At 68.2% G+C, this 18,063-nt stretch carries 17 protein-coding genes; 12 read left to right on the top strand and 5 right to left on the bottom strand.

Annotated elements, in window-relative coordinates:
* Nucleotides 1-19: 19 nt before the first annotated feature.
* Nucleotides 20-1,435, bottom strand: a complete 1,416-nt coding sequence (gene cysG, locus AC6CR5_RS14630; protein WP_327761635.1) for a siroheme synthase CysG — start codon at nt 1,433-1,435, stop codon at nt 20-22.
* A 607-nt stretch (nt 1,436-2,042) separates the two neighbouring features.
* Here cysG and AC6CR5_RS14625 point away from each other — a divergent pair.
* From AC6CR5_RS14625 to AC6CR5_RS14595, 7 genes are all read left to right on the top strand, one after another.
* A complete protein-coding gene (locus AC6CR5_RS14625) occupies nt 2,043-3,341 on the top strand; it encodes a CmpA/NrtA family ABC transporter substrate-binding protein (protein ID WP_238880541.1) in 1,299 nt (432 codons plus the stop codon).
* 28 nt (nt 3,342-3,369) lie between these two features.
* Nucleotides 3,370-4,245: a nitrate ABC transporter permease gene (ntrB, locus tag AC6CR5_RS14620; RefSeq protein ID WP_026384961.1), complete on the top strand. Its 876-nt coding sequence runs from the start codon at nt 3,370-3,372 to the stop codon at nt 4,243-4,245.
* Between the two features lie 4 nt (nt 4,246-4,249).
* Nucleotides 4,250-5,128, top strand: coding sequence for an ABC transporter ATP-binding protein (locus tag AC6CR5_RS14615; protein ID WP_020926678.1), 879 nt, complete (start codon nt 4,250-4,252; stop codon nt 5,126-5,128).
* Between the two features lie 228 nt (nt 5,129-5,356).
* Entirely contained in the window at nt 5,357-6,082 is a 726-nt protein-coding gene (locus AC6CR5_RS14610; RefSeq protein WP_026384962.1) for a hypothetical protein, read from the top strand.
* 82 nt (nt 6,083-6,164) lie between these two features.
* Nucleotides 6,165-6,482 carry an ElaB/YgaM/YqjD family protein gene (locus tag AC6CR5_RS14605; protein ID WP_006386633.1) on the top strand — a complete coding sequence of 106 codons (318 nt, stop codon included), beginning with the start codon at nt 6,165-6,167 and terminating at the stop codon, nt 6,480-6,482.
* A gap of 68 nt (nt 6,483-6,550) precedes the next feature.
* Nucleotides 6,551-6,961, top strand: coding sequence for a phage holin family protein (locus tag AC6CR5_RS14600; RefSeq protein ID WP_006386632.1), 411 nt, complete (start codon nt 6,551-6,553; stop codon nt 6,959-6,961).
* A gap of 3 nt (nt 6,962-6,964) precedes the next feature.
* Nucleotides 6,965-7,324, top strand: a complete 360-nt coding sequence (locus AC6CR5_RS14595; protein ID WP_020926680.1) for a hypothetical protein — start codon at nt 6,965-6,967, stop codon at nt 7,322-7,324.
* 98 nt (nt 7,325-7,422) lie between these two features.
* Here AC6CR5_RS14595 and ubiD read toward each other — a convergent pair whose 3' ends face one another.
* Nucleotides 7,423-8,967 (bottom strand): 4-hydroxy-3-polyprenylbenzoate decarboxylase, encoded by a 1,545-nt coding sequence (gene ubiD, locus AC6CR5_RS14590; protein ID WP_047993280.1) that lies wholly within the window; start codon nt 8,965-8,967, stop codon nt 7,423-7,425.
* Between the two features lie 83 nt (nt 8,968-9,050).
* Between ubiD and AC6CR5_RS14585 the strand changes: the two genes are divergently transcribed.
* Nucleotides 9,051-9,869 carry a lytic transglycosylase domain-containing protein gene (locus tag AC6CR5_RS14585; RefSeq protein WP_150101785.1) on the top strand — a complete coding sequence of 273 codons (819 nt, stop codon included), beginning with the start codon at nt 9,051-9,053 and terminating at the stop codon, nt 9,867-9,869.
* 30 nt (nt 9,870-9,899) lie between these two features.
* On the opposite strand, the gene AC6CR5_RS14580 is transcribed toward AC6CR5_RS14585, so the two are convergent.
* The 3 genes from AC6CR5_RS14580 to AC6CR5_RS14570 form a co-directional block, all read right to left on the bottom strand.
* Entirely contained in the window at nt 9,900-11,009 is a 1,110-nt protein-coding gene (locus tag AC6CR5_RS14580; protein ID WP_498084648.1) for a hypothetical protein, read from the bottom strand.
* Between the two features lie 318 nt (nt 11,010-11,327).
* A complete protein-coding gene (locus tag AC6CR5_RS14575; protein WP_047993278.1) occupies nt 11,328-11,621 on the bottom strand; it encodes a hypothetical protein in 294 nt (97 codons plus the stop codon).
* Nucleotides 11,622-11,839: 218 nt separating this feature from the next.
* Nucleotides 11,840-13,000 carry a pyridoxal phosphate-dependent aminotransferase gene (locus tag AC6CR5_RS14570; RefSeq protein WP_020926685.1) on the bottom strand — a complete coding sequence of 387 codons (1,161 nt, stop codon included), beginning with the start codon at nt 12,998-13,000 and terminating at the stop codon, nt 11,840-11,842.
* 44 nt (nt 13,001-13,044) lie between these two features.
* Here AC6CR5_RS14570 and AC6CR5_RS14565 point away from each other — a divergent pair, with 44 nt between their 5' ends.
* The 4 genes from AC6CR5_RS14565 (at nt 13,045) to AC6CR5_RS14550 (ending at nt 18,049) form a co-directional block, all read left to right on the top strand.
* Complete coding sequence (locus AC6CR5_RS14565) at nt 13,045-13,941, top strand: FAD-binding protein (protein WP_150101787.1); 897 nt, start codon at nt 13,045-13,047, stop codon at nt 13,939-13,941.
* Nucleotides 13,942-14,080: 139 nt separating this feature from the next.
* The gene (locus AC6CR5_RS14560; protein ID WP_498084647.1) at nt 14,081-16,369 is read left to right on the top strand and encodes an NADP-dependent malic enzyme; all 2,289 of its coding nucleotides are present in this window, start codon (nt 14,081-14,083) and stop codon (nt 16,367-16,369) included.
* A complete protein-coding gene (locus tag AC6CR5_RS14555; protein WP_020926688.1) occupies nt 16,350-17,585 on the top strand; it encodes a patatin-like phospholipase family protein in 1,236 nt (411 codons plus the stop codon). The genes AC6CR5_RS14560 and AC6CR5_RS14555 overlap by 20 nt, the downstream gene beginning before the upstream one ends.
* Complete coding sequence (locus AC6CR5_RS14550; RefSeq protein ID WP_006385613.1) at nt 17,582-18,049, top strand: barstar family protein; 468 nt, start codon at nt 17,582-17,584, stop codon at nt 18,047-18,049. Before AC6CR5_RS14555 ends, AC6CR5_RS14550 begins: the two co-directional genes overlap by 4 nt.
* The last annotated feature ends 14 nt before the right edge of the window (nt 18,050-18,063 follow it).

Raw genomic sequence — 18,063 nt, 5'->3', positions numbered from 1 at the left:
GCCGTGGCCCACGCGGCCGCTACGCCGCCAGCCTTTGCGGCGCGCCTTCCAGGTGCTCGCCGAACCAATGCAGTGATTGCGCCAGTCCCGCGACTTCGCCCACGATCAGCAGGGCGGGGGAGCGGATGGCGTGCGCCCGCGCCAAACGCGGCAGGTCTTCCAGCGGGCCGGACAGCACCCGCTGCTCGGGCCGGCTGCCGTTCTCGATCAGCGCGAACGGCGTGGTCGCGGCGCGGCCATGGCGGATCAGGCGCTGCGTCAGCAATTCCAGCTGGCCCACGCCCATGTAGAACGCCAGCGTCTGGCGTTCTCGCGCCAACGCCGGCCAGTCCAGATTGTCCTCGTCCTCGCGGCAGTGCGCCGTCACCAGGCGCACCGATTGCGCGTGCTCGCGGTGTGTCAGCGGAATGCCGGCATAGGCCGCACAGGCCAGCGCCGCGGTGATGCCGGGCACGACCTCGTAGCGCACGCCATGCGCGCGCAGATGTTCCAGTTCTTCGCCGCCGCGGCCGAAGATGAAGGCGTCGCCGCCCTTCAGGCGCACCACGCGGCGGCCGGCGCCGGCGTGCTCGACCAGCAGGGCGTGGATGCGCGCCTGCGTGGCGTGGTGGTCTTCGCCCGGCAGCTTGCCCACCGCAACGCGCTCGGCGTCGCGGCGCGCCAGCGACATGACCTCGTCGCTGACCAGCCGGTCGTACAGGATCACGTCGGCTTCGTTCAGCGCGCGCAGCGCCTTCAGCGTCAGCAGGCCGGGGTCGCCGGGGCCGGCGCCCACCAGCACCACGCTGCCCTCGGCCGGCCTGAGCGGCTGGGCCAGCGCCGCGTCCAGCGCGGCTTCGGCGGCCTCGGGCCGCTGCTGGCGCAGCAGGCCGGCCACCGGGCCGTCCAGCAGCCAGTCGTAGAAGCGGCGCCGCGCGCCCAGGTCGGGATGGCCGGCGCGGATGCGCGCGCGGTAGCGTTCGGCCAGTGCCGCCAGGCGGCCCAGGCTGTGGTCGAACAGCGATTCGATGCGTTCGCGCAGGCGCCGCGCCAGCACCGGCGCCACCCCTGACGACGAGATGGCGACGATCACGGGCGAACGGTCGACGATGGACGGCACCTGGAACGAGGACAGCTCGGGGTCATCCACCACATTGCTGAAAATGCGGCGGGCCTGGGCGGCGGCGGAGACCGTGGCGTTGACGTCGCGGTCGTCGGTGGCGGCCACCACCAGCCAGGCGCCCTCGAGCCACGCGGGGTCGAAACGGCCGGGCAGGTGGCGGATGCGGCCGTCGGCCAGCAAGGCCTCCAGGGCCGGCGTCAATTCGGGGGCGCCGACGGCGACCGCGGCATGGGCTTCGAGCAGGGCCAGCGTCTTGCGCTCGGCCACCGCGCCACCGCCCACGACCAGCACGGGCCGGTCTTTCAGATCGGCAAAAATCGGGAAAAGCTTCATCACGCAGCCTCGGGCGCACCCGGCAGAAGGTCAAACGATCATAGGGACCGGGTTTCATCCCCACAACTTCTGATTTCTTGAATCCATATAGCCATAACTTATTTGGCGCGGCGCGCATGCGCGTTGCGCCGCCTCAAGCCATGCAAGTTCCATGCCCGCGCCGGGGAAGCGGCGCGATGCAACGCCGGTGTCCGCGGGCGCGCTGCCCGGAAATGCGGAAAAAGGCGGCGGCCGGCAGGGAGCAGGGCAGCCGGGCCATCGAACACAGGAAGTGGCGTGGCGCGCACATCGATGGTGCGCCGCCGCATTCGTTTACGCACCAAGTTGGATCGCGGGTCTCGCCGTCGCCATCGGGCCTGGCCCGCAACCTGCGCCCGCGCCACTGCCGTGGACGCCCGCAAAGCCAGTGGGCACGCGGGCGCAGGGCCGCCGCGCCGGCCATGCGAGGCGCCTTGGCATGCGGATTGCTTAAAGGTTCATGGGCGGGCCGCGAGCGGCTCGACCACGCCAAGCGCCGCGACAGCGGCAGGGAACAACGACGTTCCGCGGCGCCAGCGGGTTGTTCCCGCGCGGCGCGCGGGACGTTTTTTTTTGCCAGGAGCCCCGTATGACGCCAGTGAAACCCCGCCTTCCCGCCTCCGCCGCGGACCCGGATTCGACCACCGACGCCAGCCGCCGCAAGTGGCTGGCCGGCACCGCGCGCGCCGTGGCGGGCGCCGGCCTGCTGTCTCTGGTCGACCCGCTGGTGCGCGCCGGCGCCTGGGCCGCCGGCAGCGACGCGCCCGAACAGGCCGAGGTGAAGATCGGCTTCATTCCGCTGACCGACTGCGCCTCGGTCGTCATGGCCTCGGTGCTGGGCATCGACAAGAAATATGGCGTGACCATCACGCCGTCCAAGGAAGCCTCGTGGGCGGCCGTGCGCGACAAGCTGCTGAACGGCGAACTGGCGATGGCGCACGTGCTCTATGGCCTGATCTACGGCGTGCAGATGGGCATCGGCGGGCCCAGGAAGGACATGGCCGTGCTGATGAACCTGAACCAGAATGGCCAGGCCATCACCCTGTCGAGCAAGCTGTCGCAGGCCGGCGCCCGCGACGGTGAATCGCTCGCCAGGCTGATGGCGTCCGAGAAGCGCGAATACACCTTCGCCCAGACCTTTCCCACCGGCACCCACGCCATGTGGCTGTACTACTGGCTGGCCGCCTATGGCATCGACCCGATGAAGGACGCCAAGGTCATCACCGTGCCGCCGCCGCAGATGGTGGCCAACATGCGCGTGGGCAACATGGACGGTTTCTGCGTCGGCGAACCATGGGGCGCGCGCGCCATCCTCGACAAGATCGGCTTCACCGCGGTGACGACCCAGGCGATCTGGACCGACCATCCAGAGAAGGTGCTGGGCACCAGCGCAGACTTCGTGGCGCGCAACCCCAACACCGCGCGCGCCGTCACCGCCGCGATCCTGGAAGCCGGCAAGTGGATCGACGCCTCGCCGGAGAACCGCCGCAAGACGGCCGAGACCATCGCCGCCAAGTCATACGTCAACACCGACGCCAGCGGCATCGTCGACCGCATGCTGGGCCAGTACGACGACGGCCTGGGCAAGCGCTGGAGCGACGCGCATCCGATGCGCTTTTCGGGCGACGGCGCGGCCAATTTCCCCTACCTGAGCGATGGCATGTGGTTCCTGACGCAGCACAAGCGCTGGGGCCTGCTCAAGGAACATCCCGACTATCTGGCCACCGCGCGCCAGGTCAACCGCATCGACGTCTACAAGCAGGCCGCGCAGGCCGCCGGCATCGCCGTGCCCGCCGGCGAGATGCGCAGTTCCAAGCTGGTCGACGGCGTGGTCTGGGACGGCAGCAATCCGGCGGCCTATGCCGACGCTTTCAAGGTCAAGGCCTGAGCGCCGCCACGCAGAGGAGAGACTCGCCATGTCTACCGTAACGAGTATGGAACGGGCCGCCGCCGCGCCGGCGCCGCAGCCGGCCGCGCCCGCCACGCCCCCCCTGCAATGGGCCGATGCCTGGCGCGAACGGCTGGAAGCGGCGCTGCGCGCCGTGGTCGGCCCGGTGGCCGGTTTCGCGCTGTTCGTGCTGGTCTGGCAGGTGGTCGCCATGCGCATCCCGGAGATCCCCACGCCGGGCGTGACCTGGCAGGCGGCGGTGGCATTGTTCTCGGATCCGTTCTACGACAACGGTCCCAACGACAAGGGCATCGGCTGGAACCTGCTGGCCTCGCTGCAGCGGGTCGGCATCGGCTTCGGCCTGGCCGCGCTGGTGGGCATCCCGGTGGGCTTTGCCATTGGCCGCTACGCGCCGGTGCGGGCGATGTTCTCGCCCATTGTCAGCCTGTTGCGGCCGGTGTCGCCGCTGGCGTGGCTGCCGCTCGGCCTGCTGCTGTTCAAGGCCGCCAACCCGGCCGCGATCTGGGCGATCTTCATCTGTTCGATCTGGCCCATGATCATCAACACGGCGGTCGGCGTGTCGCGCGTGCCGCAGGACTACCTGAACGTGGCGCGCGTGCTCAACCTGTCGGAATGGAAGGTCACCACCAAGGTGCTGCTGCCGGCCGTGCTGCCGTACATGCTGACTGGCGTGCGCCTGTCGATCGGCACCGCCTGGCTGGTGATCGTCGCGGCCGAGATGCTGACCGGCGGCACCGGCATCGGCTTCTGGCTGTGGGACGAGTGGAACAACCTGAAGGTCGAGCACATCGTCATCGCCATTTTCGTGATCGGCATCGTCGGCCTGATCCTGGAAACGCTGCTGGTCGCGCTGGCCCGCCGCTTCACCTACACCGAGGAGTAGCGCCATGAAGAAATTCGTACGCATCGAGCGCGTGGGCCAGACCTTCGCCACCCGCAAGGGCGCCTTCGTCGCGCTGCGCGACATCGACCTGACGGTGGAGCAGGGCGAGTTCATCACCCTCATCGGCCATTCCGGTTGCGGCAAGTCCACCTTGCTGAACCTGATCGCCGGCCTGACCCGTCCGACCAGCGGCGTGCTGCTGTGCGCCGAGCGCGAAATCACCGGCCCCGGCCCGGACCGCGCCGTGGTGTTCCAGAACCATTCGCTGCTGCCCTGGCTGACCTGCTTCCAGAACGTGCACCTGGCGGTGGAACGGGTCTTCGGCGCCTCGGAAAAGCGCGCCCAGCTGGCCGAGCGCACCCGCGCCGCGCTGGACCTGGTGGGCCTGCTGCCGGCGCAGAACAAGCTGCCGCGCGAGATCTCGGGCGGCATGAAGCAGCGCGTCGGCATCGCCCGCGCGCTCGCCATCGAGCCGGGCGTGCTGCTGATGGACGAGCCGTTCGGCGCGCTCGACGCGCTGACCCGCGCGCACCTGCAGGACGAACTGCTCAAGATCGTCGCCAAGACCCGCACCACCACCATCATGGTGACCCACGACGTGGACGAGGCGGTGCTGCTGTCCGACCGCATCGTCATGCTGACCAACGGGCCGGCCGCGACCATCGGCGAAATCCTGCCGGTGCCGCTGCCGCGCCCGCGCGACCGGGTGCGCCTGGCCAACGATCCTGTCTATCTGTCGTGCCGCGCGGCGGTGGTCGATTTCCTGCACCGGCGCCATGGCAACCCGGAACGCGCCCAGGCTGCCGTGGCGCTGGCCGCCGTGCCCGATGAGGATATCGACGCCGAGGCCGGTGCGGCCACCGGCTCGCGGGCCGTGGCCTAGCGAGGGGATCGATAGGCACGGGCGCCGCGCCTACGCCGGCGGGTCGCCCGGTCGCCCGGTCGTGGCGAGCCGTCGCGGGCCATTGGGGCGGTCGGGGGCCGTCGCGGCGCGTCGTCCGGCTGACACGTTCCGTCATGCGCCGGTTTCGCCAACCGGTGTAGTATCAAGCCAGCCGTGCGCGGACCGGCGCGCGGTGCGTTTCCTGGATTTCTGGAGTGGCTTGTGGCGTTGCGAAAATTGGCATCCCTGGTATTTGTGGCCGGCGCGCTGGGCGCGGCCGGCGCGGCGCAGGCCGGCGTCTGCGATGCGCAGTTCATGCATGACGGCGGCGCGGTGCAACTGACCGGCTCCGGCAATATCGCGCTGGGCGCCGACCTGACCTTCGCCGAGGTTACAAAAAGCAATGGCGACAACTGCCGCGCCCGCGTGCAGGGCGTGGCGCGCTTCAGCTACGCGGGCCTGCCGCCTGGCAAGTCCAAGCTCGATTACCTGATGACCGTCAAGGGCGGCCAGGCCACCTTCCTGAAGTACGCCAGCGCGGGCGAAGCGCCCAAGCCGTCCGAAGGCCAGTTCGACCTGCGCATGCTGGGCCTGTTCGCCTACGACGGCAAGCTGAGCGCCGGCCAGAAGCTGCCGGGCAATTCGTTCCGTCTGAAAATCGGCAAGGAAGCGCCGGTTGGCGGCCAGCCCAGCACCACGGTCCGCATCGGCGACAAGACGGTCGGCCGCGCCGCGGCGATCAACACGGCGTTGGGGCAGCAGTCGTGCCACCCCATCACCTACACCCGCAATTCCGATCCCACCATGGCCACGTTCCAGGGGCTGACGATTCCCATCCCCGGCATGAACACCACGGTCACCGACTGGTACTGCCCGGCGGTCAACCTGGTCATGAAGCAGGATATCGACCAGGGCGGCGTCAAGTCCGCCGTTGAGATTACGCAAATCAAGTAGCACACGGTAGCAAGCCGGCCGGGCCCATCGCGGAGCGGCTGGTATGATGGTTTCGTCATAGACACAAACAGGAGCTCAAAACATGGCCACGAGAAAATCCGAAGACGTCGCAAAAGAAAAACTCATCGACAGTGTCAAGACCAGCCTGAACGACGCCGAAAGCCTGCTGCGCGAAGCCGCCAGCAGCACCGGCGACAAGGCCGCTGAATTGCGCGAACGCGCCCTGACCTCGCTCAAGCGCACCCGCGAAGCCCTGTACGAAGCGCAGGACGCGGTGCTCGAACGCGGTCGCAAGGCGGCGCGCGCCACCGACGACTACGTGCACGACAATCCCTGGCAAGCCATCGGCATCGCGGGCGTGACCGGCCTGCTGCTCGGCTTGCTGATCAGCCGCCGCTGACAAGGCAGGACCTCCGGGCGGGCGGCGCCGGCCTTTGGCCGGCTCGCCCGCCCGGTGTCCTTTTGGCCATGGGTCTACGCAAATCTGTGTTTGGCGTGGCGTCCAGCCTGGTCGGGCTGATGCGCACGCGCCTGGAACTGCTGGCGCTGGAGGCGGCGGGCGAGAAGGCGCGCCTGCTCAAGCTGCTGGGCATGGCGTTCGCCGCCTTGCTGTTCCTCACGCTGGCGGTGCTGGTGTTCACCATCACGATCGCGGTGGCGTTCTGGCCCACCGAAGACCGCTACCTGGCCCTGGGCCTGCTGGCGGCCTTGTACCTGGTGGTCGGCGTGGTGCTGCTGCTGGTGGTGCGCCACGGCCTGGTCTACGGCCCGCCGCCGTTCTCGGCCACGCTGGAAGAACTGGGCCGCGACGCCGAATTGCTCGAACGCGTGCGCGACGCGCAGGACGATGACCGCGCGCAGCGGCGCCAGGAGGACTGAATCATGACGAAAAGGTCTCCCGCCGTCGACCGCGCCGTGCGCATCGAACTGTTGCGCGCCCGCGCCGCCATCGAGCGCGAATCGCTGGCGCAGGGCATCGTGTCCGCCGGGCGCAGGCTCGAACCGGCCGCGCTGTTCAAGAGCTTGCTGCCCGGGCTGGCCTCGGGCGGGGCATCGCGCTGGGCCATGCAGGCCATCGGCCTGGCACGGCGCTATCCGCTCATCAGCTCGTCGCTGTCGGCCATGTTCATGCGCGGCGGCGGCAAGTCCAGGCTGCTCAAGCTGGCCGGCGGCGCGCTGGTGGGCTGGCAGGTGTTCAAGCTCTGGCGCGATTCGCGCGACGAACGCAACGACGCGCGCTGATTCCGGTCTTTGCGTCCCCCAAAAGAAAACCCGCCGGATACGGCGGGTTTTCTTTTGGGGCGGGGGATGCGGCCAGGGCGGCAGGCCCGGCTATCGGGCTACAGCCCCAGCTGCCCCCACATGTCGTCCACCCGCTTCTTGACGTCGGCGTCCATGGTGATGGGCGTGCCCCATTCGCGCTGGGTTTCGCCGGGCCATTTGTTGGTGGCGTCCAGGCCCATCTTGCCGCCCAGGCCGGACACCGGCGAGGCGAAGTCCAGGTAGTCGATGGGCGTGTTCTCGACCAGCAGCGTATCGCGCACCGGGTCCATGCGCGTGGTCATGGCCCACACCACTTCCTTCCAGTCGCGCGGATTGATGTCCTCGTCCACCACCACGATGAACTTGGTGTACATGAACTGGCGCAGGATGCTCCACAGCCCGAACATGACGCGCTTGGCGTGGCCGGCGTACTGCTTGCGGATCGACACCACCGCCAGGCGGTAGCTGCAGCCCTCGGGCGGCAGGTAGAAGTCGACGATTTCCGGCAGCTGGCGCCGCAGCAGCGGCACGAACACCTCGTTCAGCGCCACGCCCAGCACCGCGGGTTCATCGGGCGGCTTGCCGGTGTAGGTGGAGTGGTAGATGGGGTTGCGGCGCATGGTGATGCGCTCGACCGTGAACACCGGGAACCAATCCTGTTCGTTGTAGTAGCCGGTGTGGTCGCCGTAGGGGCCTTCCAGCGCCATCTCGTAGTCGCTGTGGGGCGGCGGGTTGACGCCGTCCGGCACCACCGGCGCGATGGCGCGGGGATCCGACGACGGCAGCAGGTGGCCTTCCAGCACGATCTCGGCCCAGGCCGGCACCGAGAGGTTGCTGCCCAGCGCTTGCGCCACCTCGGTGCGCGAGCCACGCAGCAGGCCGGCGAACTGGTATTCGGACAGGCTGTCCGGCACCGGGGTGACCGCGCCCAGCGTGGTGGCCGGGTCGGCGCCCAGCGCCACGGCGATGGGGAAGGGCGTGCCGGGATGCGCCAGCGCGTGGTCGCGGAAATCGAGCGCGCCGCCGCGGTGCGACAGCCAGCGCATGATGAGCTTGTTCGGGCCCAGCAGTTGCTGGCGGTAGATGCCCAGGTTCTGGCGGCGGGCGTTGGGGCCGCGCGTGATCACCAGGCCCCAGGTCAACAGCGGCGCCACGTCGCCGGGCCAGCAGGTCTGGATCGGCAGGCGCGTCAGGTCCACGTCCTTGCCTTCCCAGACAATCTCCTGGCAGGCCGGGCCCTTGACGTTCTTGGGGCTCATGTCCCACAGCGCCGACTTCAGCATCGACACCTTGGCCAGCGCATCGCGCAGGCCCTTGGGCGCCTCGGGCTCGCGCAGCGAGGCCAGCAGTTCGCCGATGTCGCGCAGCGCACTGACGTCGTCGGCGCCCATGCCGCGCGCCACCCGCGACGGCGTGCCGAACAGGTTGGCCAGCACCGGCATCCCGGCCGGCTTGCCGTCGTGCAGGGCCTTTTCGAACAGCAGGGCCGGGCCCTCGGCGCGCAGCACGCGGTCGGAAATCTCGGTCATTTCCAGGCGCGTCGAGACCGGCGCGGCGATGCGTTTGAGCTCGCCCATGCGTTCAAGTTGGGCGAGGAAGTCTCTAAGGTCGCGGTATTTCACTACAGATCCCGGCTATTTGGTTACATCTTGGGTGGAAAGAGAGGTTAACATTGACTCCCTCTTTTTTAACGCAGGAGGTTTTCATGCCCGATGCGTCAGTGGCCAGCCTGTTCAGGAGCATGGCCCAAGGAGTGCACCAATATCTTGCCGAATCACTGCGCATCTGCGCCCTCTACCTGGGCATTGCGGTGATCGTGACGGTAAGCATGGGATTCGCCTTGCCCGGTTTGCGCGACCAGGCATTGCAAGTGCACAAAGCCTTGTTGACCGCCCTCGCGCCTTCATCCATGCAGACCGGCGTCGAATCCGAAGCCGGGTCCGAACTCGGCGCCGATTCCTCGTCGGCGATCGCCATGGCCGTTCCCACCGCGCCGTCCAGCAATGCGACCGGCATGCTGGGGCCTGCCCGCGCGGCGCCCACCGCGCCCAAGAAGCCCGCCATGGTCGCCACCGGCCCGCAGGCCGAAGCGTTGCGCAACTATATTTCGCGCAAGTACAAGGTCGCCTATGACGCGACCGGCCCGCTTCTGAACACCGTGTACAAGGTGGGCCGCGAGAAGCAGCTGGATCCGCTGCTGCTGCTGGCCGTGATCGCCATCGAATCACGCTACAACCCGCTGGCCGAGAGCCACGTCGGCGCGCAAGGCCTGATGCAGGTGATGACGAGCGTGCACCAGGACAAGTTCGATGCCGTGGGCAAGAACCCGCTGGACCCGGGCGCCAACATCGCCGTGGGCGCGACCATCCTGCGCGACTGCATCAACCGGCGCGGCTCGGTCGATGGCGGCCTGGCCTGCTATGTCGGCTCGACCGGGCCGGACGACAACGGCTACGGCGCCAAGGTGCAGGCCGAGCGCCGGCGCCTGGCGCTGGCATCGGGGATTGCGTTGGCCCGCGACTGATCGCGCTGGTCCGTGGAGCGGGGCCGGGGATCAGCGAAAGGTCACGAGTATCGTGACTTGCTGGCTGAATGTCCCCGGCACCAGCGCCGCGCCGGTCTTCATCAGTTCCGCCGAGTAGTACAGGTTTATGGGATGCTGGGCAACGGTCAATGACTCGGTCGCGCGCCATTCATTGAAGGCGATCGGAATGGCGCCGTTTTCCTTGACTCGCAGCGCAAGGCCGTTCGGCGTGCCGTCGGTGTTTTTCAGCTCGATGTTCTGGTTTTTGGACGTCAGCACCGCGCCGCCTTCGGGCTGGAACTTGATCTGCAGTGGAACCACTATGTTGCCGAGGTCGATGACGCGGAAGCCGCCATCGCAGGCTTCGTCGAAATCCGCGGCGATGGTGAACTGCGTGGGCGCCGGCAGCGGCAGATTGCCCACGCTGTATGCCCTGCCCAGGTGAACCGTGCCGGGCGTCGAGATTTTGGCGATGCATGTCGGGATCAGGCTTATGGCCGTGCCGTTGCTGGAGCCGATCTCGATGTGATTCGTATTGATGAATGCGTAATGCATCCTGACCAGGTCGGCGTACGGGGGGAAGTAGGCCCTGACGGGTTTGGTCGGAGGCGTGACGGTGACCAGTTGCAGCCTGCCGAGCAGCAGCCCTGCCGCCGTGAGTGTGGGGTCTGTCGCGGACTTGGGGGCGTAACGCTCGGCGCTCAAGCGGAATCTGTCGTCGGTGGTGCTGCCCGTGGGTTCCCAGTCCGGGTAACCGTTGATCTTGATGATGAGTTTCAGTCCAGCCCTGCGCAACTCGTTCAGTACCGAGACCATGTTCCCTCCGGACACCAGGAAAGGCGCCGTGCTCGCACTGCTGTTGCTGACGCACACCCAAGGCACGGGCGGCAAGGGGGCATCGTAGACGACCGTGCCGGGCGGATTGGACTTGTCCAACGTCAGGAGCGTTGGCGCGAATTGCCCGGGCGCGGCCTGCGTTCCCATGTCCTGTGTGTAGTTGCCGGCCTGCTTCGGGTCGAGCTGGCACCCGGGGCCCAGCGCATGGGCGACAACGGGCAGCAGGCAGGCGAATAGGCTTCCCGCCACCGCCAGCGCGCCACGCCGGGGGCGGCGGACCATCGTCGCGATCCGCTTGATCATGAATTGACTCCTGGATAGGCGCGGCCGGGCCGCGCGGCGGCTGGCCGGATTGCGGAAAAGTCCTCGGGGAATATAGGTGGCCACGCGCGGAAAATGCCGCGCCGCGATGGGCGTGGCTATTGGTTCCGGGCGATTTCGGCGGGCGCGAAGGCCCTGCCATGGCTGTCGGGATTCACCGGGGCGTGGCACGGAGGCCGTGACGCCCGGCGAGTTTGCATGGCAAGGATTATCTGAACGTTAACTTCTCGTCAGATGCCTGGGGGGCGGCGGGCGGGGTGCCTCGCGAACGCGCGGCGCTGCCGCGCTATCTTGCGATGTTCACTGAAAGGTCACCTGGATGGTGACCTGCTGGCTGAATTCGCCCGGCACCATCGGCGTACCGGTTTGTCGCAATTGCGCCGCGTAGTACAGGGGTAATGGCCGATTGAACGTCGTCAGTGAGGTGCCGACGTTGCGCCATTGGTTGAATTCGATGGGAATGGCGGCATCCTCTCTGATCTCGAGCGCAAAGCCGTTGGGCTGCCCGTCGCTGTTCTTCAATACGATTGCGTTGTTGAGCGGAACAAGCTCCTGGTTGTCCTCGGGCCGGAACCTGACCTTGAGCGGCACCACTAGCGGGCCCAGGTCCGCGATTTTGAAACCGCCGTCGCAACTTTCGTCGAAATCCGCATGGAGTGTGAATCCCTGAGTGTGAATCCCTTCTTGGGAGGCAGTGGTAGACGCACACGGTTGGCTATTGAGTCGGGAAAGGTCTGGACGGATTGGAAATACCGGTCCGGCAATCCAAAATCAACGGGCGAGGGGAAGGGGCAGGACGGCCTGGCCGCGCGTCAGCGGCCCAGCAGCTTGCCCATGCGGGCCACGGCTTCTTCCAGCCGGTCCAGGCCGGTGGCATAGGAAAAGCGCATGGTGTGGCGGCCGTGAGCGGGGCCGAAGTCCAGGCCGGGCACGGCGGCGATGCCGGCTTCGAGCAGCAGGCGTTGCGAGAAGGCGGCGCTGTCGTTGGCCAGGTCGCTGATGTCGGCGTAGATGTAGAAGGCGCCATCGGGCTTGACCGGCACCTTCAGGCCCAGGCGTTCGAACTCGGGCAGCAGGTAGTCGCGGCGCTGCTTGAAGGCTTCGCGGCGGTGTTCGAAGGTGCGCAGGGCGTCGGGGGTGAAGCAGGCCAGGGCGGCGTGCTGCGCCAGGGTGGGAGCGCAGATGGCGAGGCTGCCGGCGATCTTCTCGACCGCGGCCACCATGGCCTCGGGCACGATCATCCAGCCCAGGCGCCAGCCGGTCATGTGGAAATACTTGGAGAAGCTGTTGATGACGATGATGTCGTCGTCCAGCGTCAGCGCGGAGCGCGGCTGACCTTCGTACGACAGGCCCAGGTAGATCTCGTCGACGATGGCGAAGCCGTCGCGGGCGCGGACTTCGGCCAGCAGCCTGGCCAGTTCGCCATGGTCGATGGAGGTGCCGGTGGGGTTGCTGGGCGAGGCCACCAGCACGCCCTGGGTGGCCTCGGTCCAGTGCGCGGCGACGTCCTGCGCCGACAGCTGGAAGCGCTTGTCGGCCGAGCTGGGGATCAGGCGCGGCCGGCCGCCGGCCGCCAGCACGAAGTTGCTGTTGGCGGGGTAGGAGGGGTCCGGCATCAGCACTTCGGCGCCGGTGTTGACCAGGGCGGCGCAGGCCAGGGTCAGGGCGCCGGAGGCGCCGGCGGTGACGATGACGCGGCGCGGATCGATCCTGGCGCCGAACTGTTCGTGGTAGAACCGGGCGATGGCTTCGCGCAGCGGCATCAGGCCGGCCGGGGCGCTGTAGCCGCTGTGGCCGGCCTGCGCCGCGCGCTGCAGCGCTTCCACGACCTGGGGCGGCGCGGTAAAGTCCGGTTCGCCGATGCCCAGGCTGATGATGTCCTTGCCCGCCGCCTGCAGCGCTTGCGCCTGCTTGAATAGTTCAACCACCTGGAAGGTCAGGAAATCGTTGGTACGGGCGGCAAGGCGGGGCATCGGAATCTCGAAGGCGATTTGAAGCGGAAAAAAGGATTGTAGTCATGCAGCCATCGCGGCGCGCTTTCCTCCTTGGCCGACGGCCGGTCCAGACGCCCTGGGCCACTTTCCTGCAACGGCTGGCGCTGTTGTGCCAGGGGGCCGTGCGCGACCTGGGCGAGGCGCCGGTCCTGGGGCCGCGCGCCATGCTGGCGCCGCAGCGCGAGGCCGACGTGGCCCATGCGCGCGCGCTGTGCGCCGAGTATGGCGTGGTGATGGCGCTGGACGAGGCGCAGGGGCCGTTCGCGCCGGTGAGCGGGCCGCTGCTGACGGTCGATCCGGGCCGCCTGGCGGGGCTGGCGCGGTTGGCGGGGCCGACTCCGCGCTGGCGCGCCCAGCCGGGCGTGCCGCTGGCCGCCCTGGCGCAGGCGGGCCTGCGGCAGTTCGACGGGCTGCCGGGCAGCATGACCCTGGCGCAATGGCTGGCGGCCCCGGCGGCGTGGCCGATGGGACGCTGCGCCGATTCGGGCGTGCTGGCCGTGGACCTGCTGCTGGCCGATGGGGTGGAGGAAACCCTGGGCCCCTTTGGCACGGACGACGTGCAGCCGCTGCGGTCGGCGACGGTGCAACGGCTGGTGCCGGCGCTGTTCCAGTTGGCCGCAGGCGAACTGGCCAGCGCCTGCCGCGCGGCGCCGCGCTGGGGCGCGCGCTACCGCCTGGATGCGCTGGCGCCCGAGGCGCCCGCCACCGTCAACCTGGCGCATCTGGTGCTGGGACACGGCGGCACGCTGGCCTGGGTGCAGGGGGTGACGCTGGCCATCGGGGCGGCGCCGGCCGATTCCGCGTCGGGCGACGCCGCGCCGCCGCAGGCCGCCGCGCTGCGGGCGCGGATCAAGGCGCTGTTCGATCCGTATGGGCGTTTTCCCGAATTGGCGGCGCGCCCGGATGGCGACAATTTGTAAGCCGGGGGTAAGATGGGCGGCGCCGCGGCCATGGCGGCCGTGCACGCCGGCGGCCCCCTGCGGGAACGTTTCGTCCGGCCCGTCATCGGAATAGAATTGCCCCCTTTCGTGTTCCTCACTCTAGCCAGTAGCCGCCCCTATGGATGCCAACCTCCGCAAAGCCGCCCTTGAATACCACGAGCACGGCCGTCCCGGCAAAATCTCCGTCACGCCGACCAAGCAGCTCTCCAACCAACGCGACCTGGCCCTGGCGTACTCGCCCGGGGTGGCGGCGGCCTGCGAGGAAATCGTGGCGGACCCGGCCAATGTGTTCCGCTACACCGGCCGCGGCAACCTGGTGGGCGTGATCTCCAACGGCACCGCGGTGCTGGGCCTGGGCAATATCGGCGCGCTGGCCTCCAAGCCGGTGATGGAAGGCAAGGCGGTGCTGTTCAAGAAGTTCGCCGGGCTGGACGTGTTCGACATCGAGATCAACGAGACCGACCCGGACAAGCTGGTCGAGATCATCGCCGGCCTGGAAGCCACCTTCGGCGGCATCAACCTGGAAGACATCAAGGCGCCGGAATGCTTCACCGTCGAGCGCAAGCTGCGCGAGCGCATGAAGATCCCCGTCTTCCATGACGACCAGCATGGCACCGCCATCACCGTTTCCGCCGCCTTCATCAACGGCCTGAAGGTCGTGGGCAAGGACATCGACAAGGTCAAGGTGGTGACGTCGGGCGCTGGCGCGGCCGCGCTGGCCTGCCTGGACCTGATGGTGGACCTGGGCCTGCCGCTGGAAAACATCTGGGTCACCGACATCGAAGGCGTGGTCTACGAAGGCCGCACCGTGCTGATGGACCCGGACAAGGCGCGTTTCGCGCAGAAGACCGACGCCCGCAAGCTGGCCGAGGTGATCGAGGGCGCGGACGTGTTCCTGGGCCTGTCGGCCGGCGGCGTGCTCAAGCCCGAGATGGTGGCGGCCATGGGCCCGCGCCCGCTGATCCTGGCGCTGGCCAATCCCACGCCCGAGATCCTGCCCGAACTCGCCCATTCCGTGCGCGACGACGTGGTGATGGCGACGGGGCGTTCGGACTACCCGAACCAGGTCAACAACGTGCTGTGCTTCCCGTACATCTTCCGCGGGGCGCTGGACGTGGGCGCCACCACCATCACCCGTGAAATGGAAAAGGCGGCGGTGTACGCCATCGCCGAGCTGGCCGAGGAAGAGCAGAACGAGGTGGTGGCCGCCGCCTACGGCACCTTCGATATCTCGTTCGGCCCCGAATACCTGATTCCCAAGCCGTTCGATCCGCGCCTGATCGTGCGCATCGCGCCGGCAGTGGCCAAGGCCGCCATGGAAGGCGGCGTGGCCACGCGTCCGCTGCCAGACCTGGAAGCCTACGAAGAGCAGCTGCAGCAGTTCGTGTACCACTCCGGCGCCTTCATGAAGCCGCTGTTCTCGGCCGCCAAGCGCATCGTGCGCGAAGGCGGCCCGGCCCGCATCGTGTTCGCCGAAGGCGAGGACGAGCGCGTGCTGCGCGCGGTGCAGGTAGTGGTGGACGAAGGCCTGGCCCGTCCCATCCTGGTGGGCCGTCCCTCGGTGCTGTTGACCCGCATCGAGAAACTCGGCCTGCGCCTGCGCCTGGGCGAGGACGTCGAAGTCACCAACCCCGAATACGACGAACGCTTCCATCAGTACTGGACCACGTACTGGGAGCGCATGTGCCGACGTGGCATCACCAAGGAAATGGCGCGCGTGGAAATGCGCCGCCGCATGACCTTGATCGGCGCGATGATGGTGCACCTGGGCGATGCCGACGGCATGGTCTGCGGTTCGGTCGGCGCCTATCACGACCACCTGCGCTTCATCGACGAAGTGATCGGCCGCCGGCCGGGCCGCAACGTCTACGCCGCCATGAACATCCTGCTGCTCAACGAGCGCACGGTGGTGCTGGTGGACACGCACGTCAACGACGAACCGACGGCCGAGCAGATCGCCGAGTTCACCATCGCCGCGGCCAAGGAAATGCAGCGCATGTTCCTGGCGCCGAAGGTGGCGCTGCTGTCGCGCTCGAACTTCGGTTCGGGCAGCTCGGCCTCGGGCGCCAAGATGCGCCGCGCGCTGGAACTGGTGCGCCAAGCCGAGCCGGAGCTGGAGATCGACGGCGAAATGCACGGCGACTGCGCGCTGGATGAAGCGCTGCGCCTGCGGATCCTGCCGTCCTCCACGCTCAAGGGCGAGGCCAACCTGCTGGTGTGCCCGAACGTGGACGCCGGCAATATCGCCTACAACCTGCTCAAGACGGCGGCCGGCGGCAACGTGGCGGTGGGCCCGTTCCTGCTGGGCGCCAATGCGCCGGTGCACATCCTGACCTCCAGCTCGACCGTGCGCCGCATCGTCAACATGACCGCGATGACGGTGGTGGATGCCAATACCCCGCGTTGAAGTCACCAATGGCGGTCCGGCGTGCCCGCGCACGCCGACCGGCCTGGTCCTGACAGGCGGCGGCGCCCGCGCCGCCTACCAGGTGGGCGTGCTCAGCGCCATCATGGAGCTGCTGGACCCCGACTGGCATTCGCGTTTCAAGAATCCCTTCGACATCATCTGCGGCACGTCCGCCGGCGCCATCAACGCCGCCGCGCTGGCCTGCCGGGCCGAGCGTCCCCACCTGGGCGTACGGCGCATCCGGCGCCTGTGGTCGTCGCTCAACACCGACATGATCTACCGGGCCGACGCGCCCGGCCTGATCCGCACGGGCGTGCGCTGGCTGGGGCTGCTGTCGCTGGGGTGGATGTACTCCGGCCTGACGCGCAAGCGGCCGCAGTCGCTGCTGGACAATAGCCCGATGCAGGCGCTGCTGGCGCGGGTACTGGATTTCGACCACCTGCAGTCCAGCCTGGAAAGCGGCGCCCTGTCGGCGCTGGCGATCACGGCCTCGGGCTACACCAGCGGCGAGCACCTGACCTTCTACCAGGCGCACACGCCGATCGAGCCCTGGCACCGCTACCTGCGGCTGGCCATCCCGACGCCGATCACGGTCGATCACCTGATGGCGTCGTCCGCCATTCCCTTCGTCTTCCCGGCCCGGCAGATCAAGGTGCACGGCAAGGGCGAGTGGTGCGGCGACGGTTCCATGCGGCAGCTGGCGCCGATCAGCCCCGCCATCCACCTGGGCGCGCACCGGGTGCTGGTGATCGGCACCGGCTTTCGCGACGACACCCATCCTGAACACCGCGAGGATTCCCCGCCGTATCCCTCCCTGGCCCAGGTGGGCGGGCATGCCCTGTCCAGCATTTTCCTGGACGGCCTGTCGATGGACGTCGAGCGCCTGGAGCGGATGAACTACCTGGTCGACCAGGCCGTTCCACGCGATGGGGGCGAGCCGGTCACCGTGCGCCGCATCCAGGTGCTGACCATCACCCCGAGCCGCTCGCTGGATTCGCTGGCGCTGGAGCACCTGGGCGACATGCCGGCGCAGGCCCGTGCCCTTTTCCGCGTACTCGGTGTATCGTCCGACCCAGGCCGTCCCGGGGGCGGTGCGCTGATGTCCTACCTGTTGTTCGAGTCCAGCTACACCAAGCGATTGATCGAACTGGGTTATGCCGATACGATGCAGCGTAACGATGAAGTGATCGCCTTTTTCAAGGAGGCACAGGCATGACGCGCAATGCCCAATCTACCCTGCACAAGCAGTTGAAGCGAGGTGGAGCGCTGGCCCATGACGGGCTGGACAAAAAGGCCGTGGTCGACGCCGCGCACGAGCTCGGCCTGGCACTGTTCGTGGCCAATTGCGACCCGGCCCGCAGCCGTTCCGCGGTGCTGCGCGCCATCGTCAAGGCGGTCGATTTCCCCGAGTATTTCGGCGGCAACCTCGACGCGCTCTACGACTGCCTGTGCGACACCGTGCTGGATCACAAGACCGGCGTGGTGCTGTGGCTGTACAAGCTGCATTCCGGCGACCCGGCGCTGGAGGAAGACGCCGCCCGCATCGAGTCGGTGTGCGCCGACGCCGCGGAGTTCGCCCACGAAAATGGTCGCACCTTTGCGTATGTGGTGGAGCACGCGGGCAAGCACCCGGACCCCGAGCCCGGCGTGGCCGCCGCGCCCTACGGCGAGAACGACTGAAGTTCCTGGCGGGC

It is taken from the genome of Achromobacter sp. EG18 (genome assembly GCF_059759395.1).
The sequence above is the reverse complement of the archived record's forward strand: the minus strand, read 5'-3'. Positions and strand labels throughout refer to the sequence as shown.

Bases quoted from the DNA above. Each gene is read 5' to 3' on its own strand.
- cysG (WP_327761635.1), bottom strand. From the start codon at position 1,435: ATGAAGCTTTTCCCGATTTTTGCCGATCTGAAAGACCGGCCCGTGCTG.
- AC6CR5_RS14625 (WP_238880541.1), top strand. From the start codon at position 2,043: ATGACGCCAGTGAAACCCCGCCTTCCCGCCTCCGCCGCGGACCCGGAT.
- ntrB (WP_026384961.1), top strand. From the start codon at position 3,370: ATGTCTACCGTAACGAGTATGGAACGGGCCGCCGCCGCGCCGGCGCCG.
- AC6CR5_RS14615 (WP_020926678.1), top strand. From the start codon at position 4,250: ATGAAGAAATTCGTACGCATCGAGCGCGTGGGCCAGACCTTCGCCACC.
- AC6CR5_RS14605 (WP_006386633.1), top strand. From the start codon at position 6,165: ATGGCCACGAGAAAATCCGAAGACGTCGCAAAAGAAAAACTCATCGAC.
- AC6CR5_RS14600 (WP_006386632.1), top strand. From the start codon at position 6,551: ATGGGTCTACGCAAATCTGTGTTTGGCGTGGCGTCCAGCCTGGTCGGG.
- AC6CR5_RS14595 (WP_020926680.1), top strand. From the start codon at position 6,965: ATGACGAAAAGGTCTCCCGCCGTCGACCGCGCCGTGCGCATCGAACTG.
- AC6CR5_RS14585 (WP_150101785.1), top strand. From the start codon at position 9,051: ATGCCCGATGCGTCAGTGGCCAGCCTGTTCAGGAGCATGGCCCAAGGA.
- AC6CR5_RS14580 (WP_498084648.1), bottom strand. From the start codon at position 11,009: ATGATCAAGCGGATCGCGACGATGGTCCGCCGCCCCCGGCGTGGCGCG.
- AC6CR5_RS14570 (WP_020926685.1), bottom strand. From the start codon at position 13,000: ATGCCCCGCCTTGCCGCCCGTACCAACGATTTCCTGACCTTCCAGGTG.
- AC6CR5_RS14565 (WP_150101787.1), top strand. From the start codon at position 13,045: ATGCAGCCATCGCGGCGCGCTTTCCTCCTTGGCCGACGGCCGGTCCAG.
- AC6CR5_RS14560 (WP_498084647.1), top strand. From the start codon at position 14,081: ATGGATGCCAACCTCCGCAAAGCCGCCCTTGAATACCACGAGCACGGC.
- AC6CR5_RS14555 (WP_020926688.1), top strand. From the start codon at position 16,350: ATGCCAATACCCCGCGTTGAAGTCACCAATGGCGGTCCGGCGTGCCCG.
- AC6CR5_RS14550 (WP_006385613.1), top strand. From the start codon at position 17,582: ATGACGCGCAATGCCCAATCTACCCTGCACAAGCAGTTGAAGCGAGGT.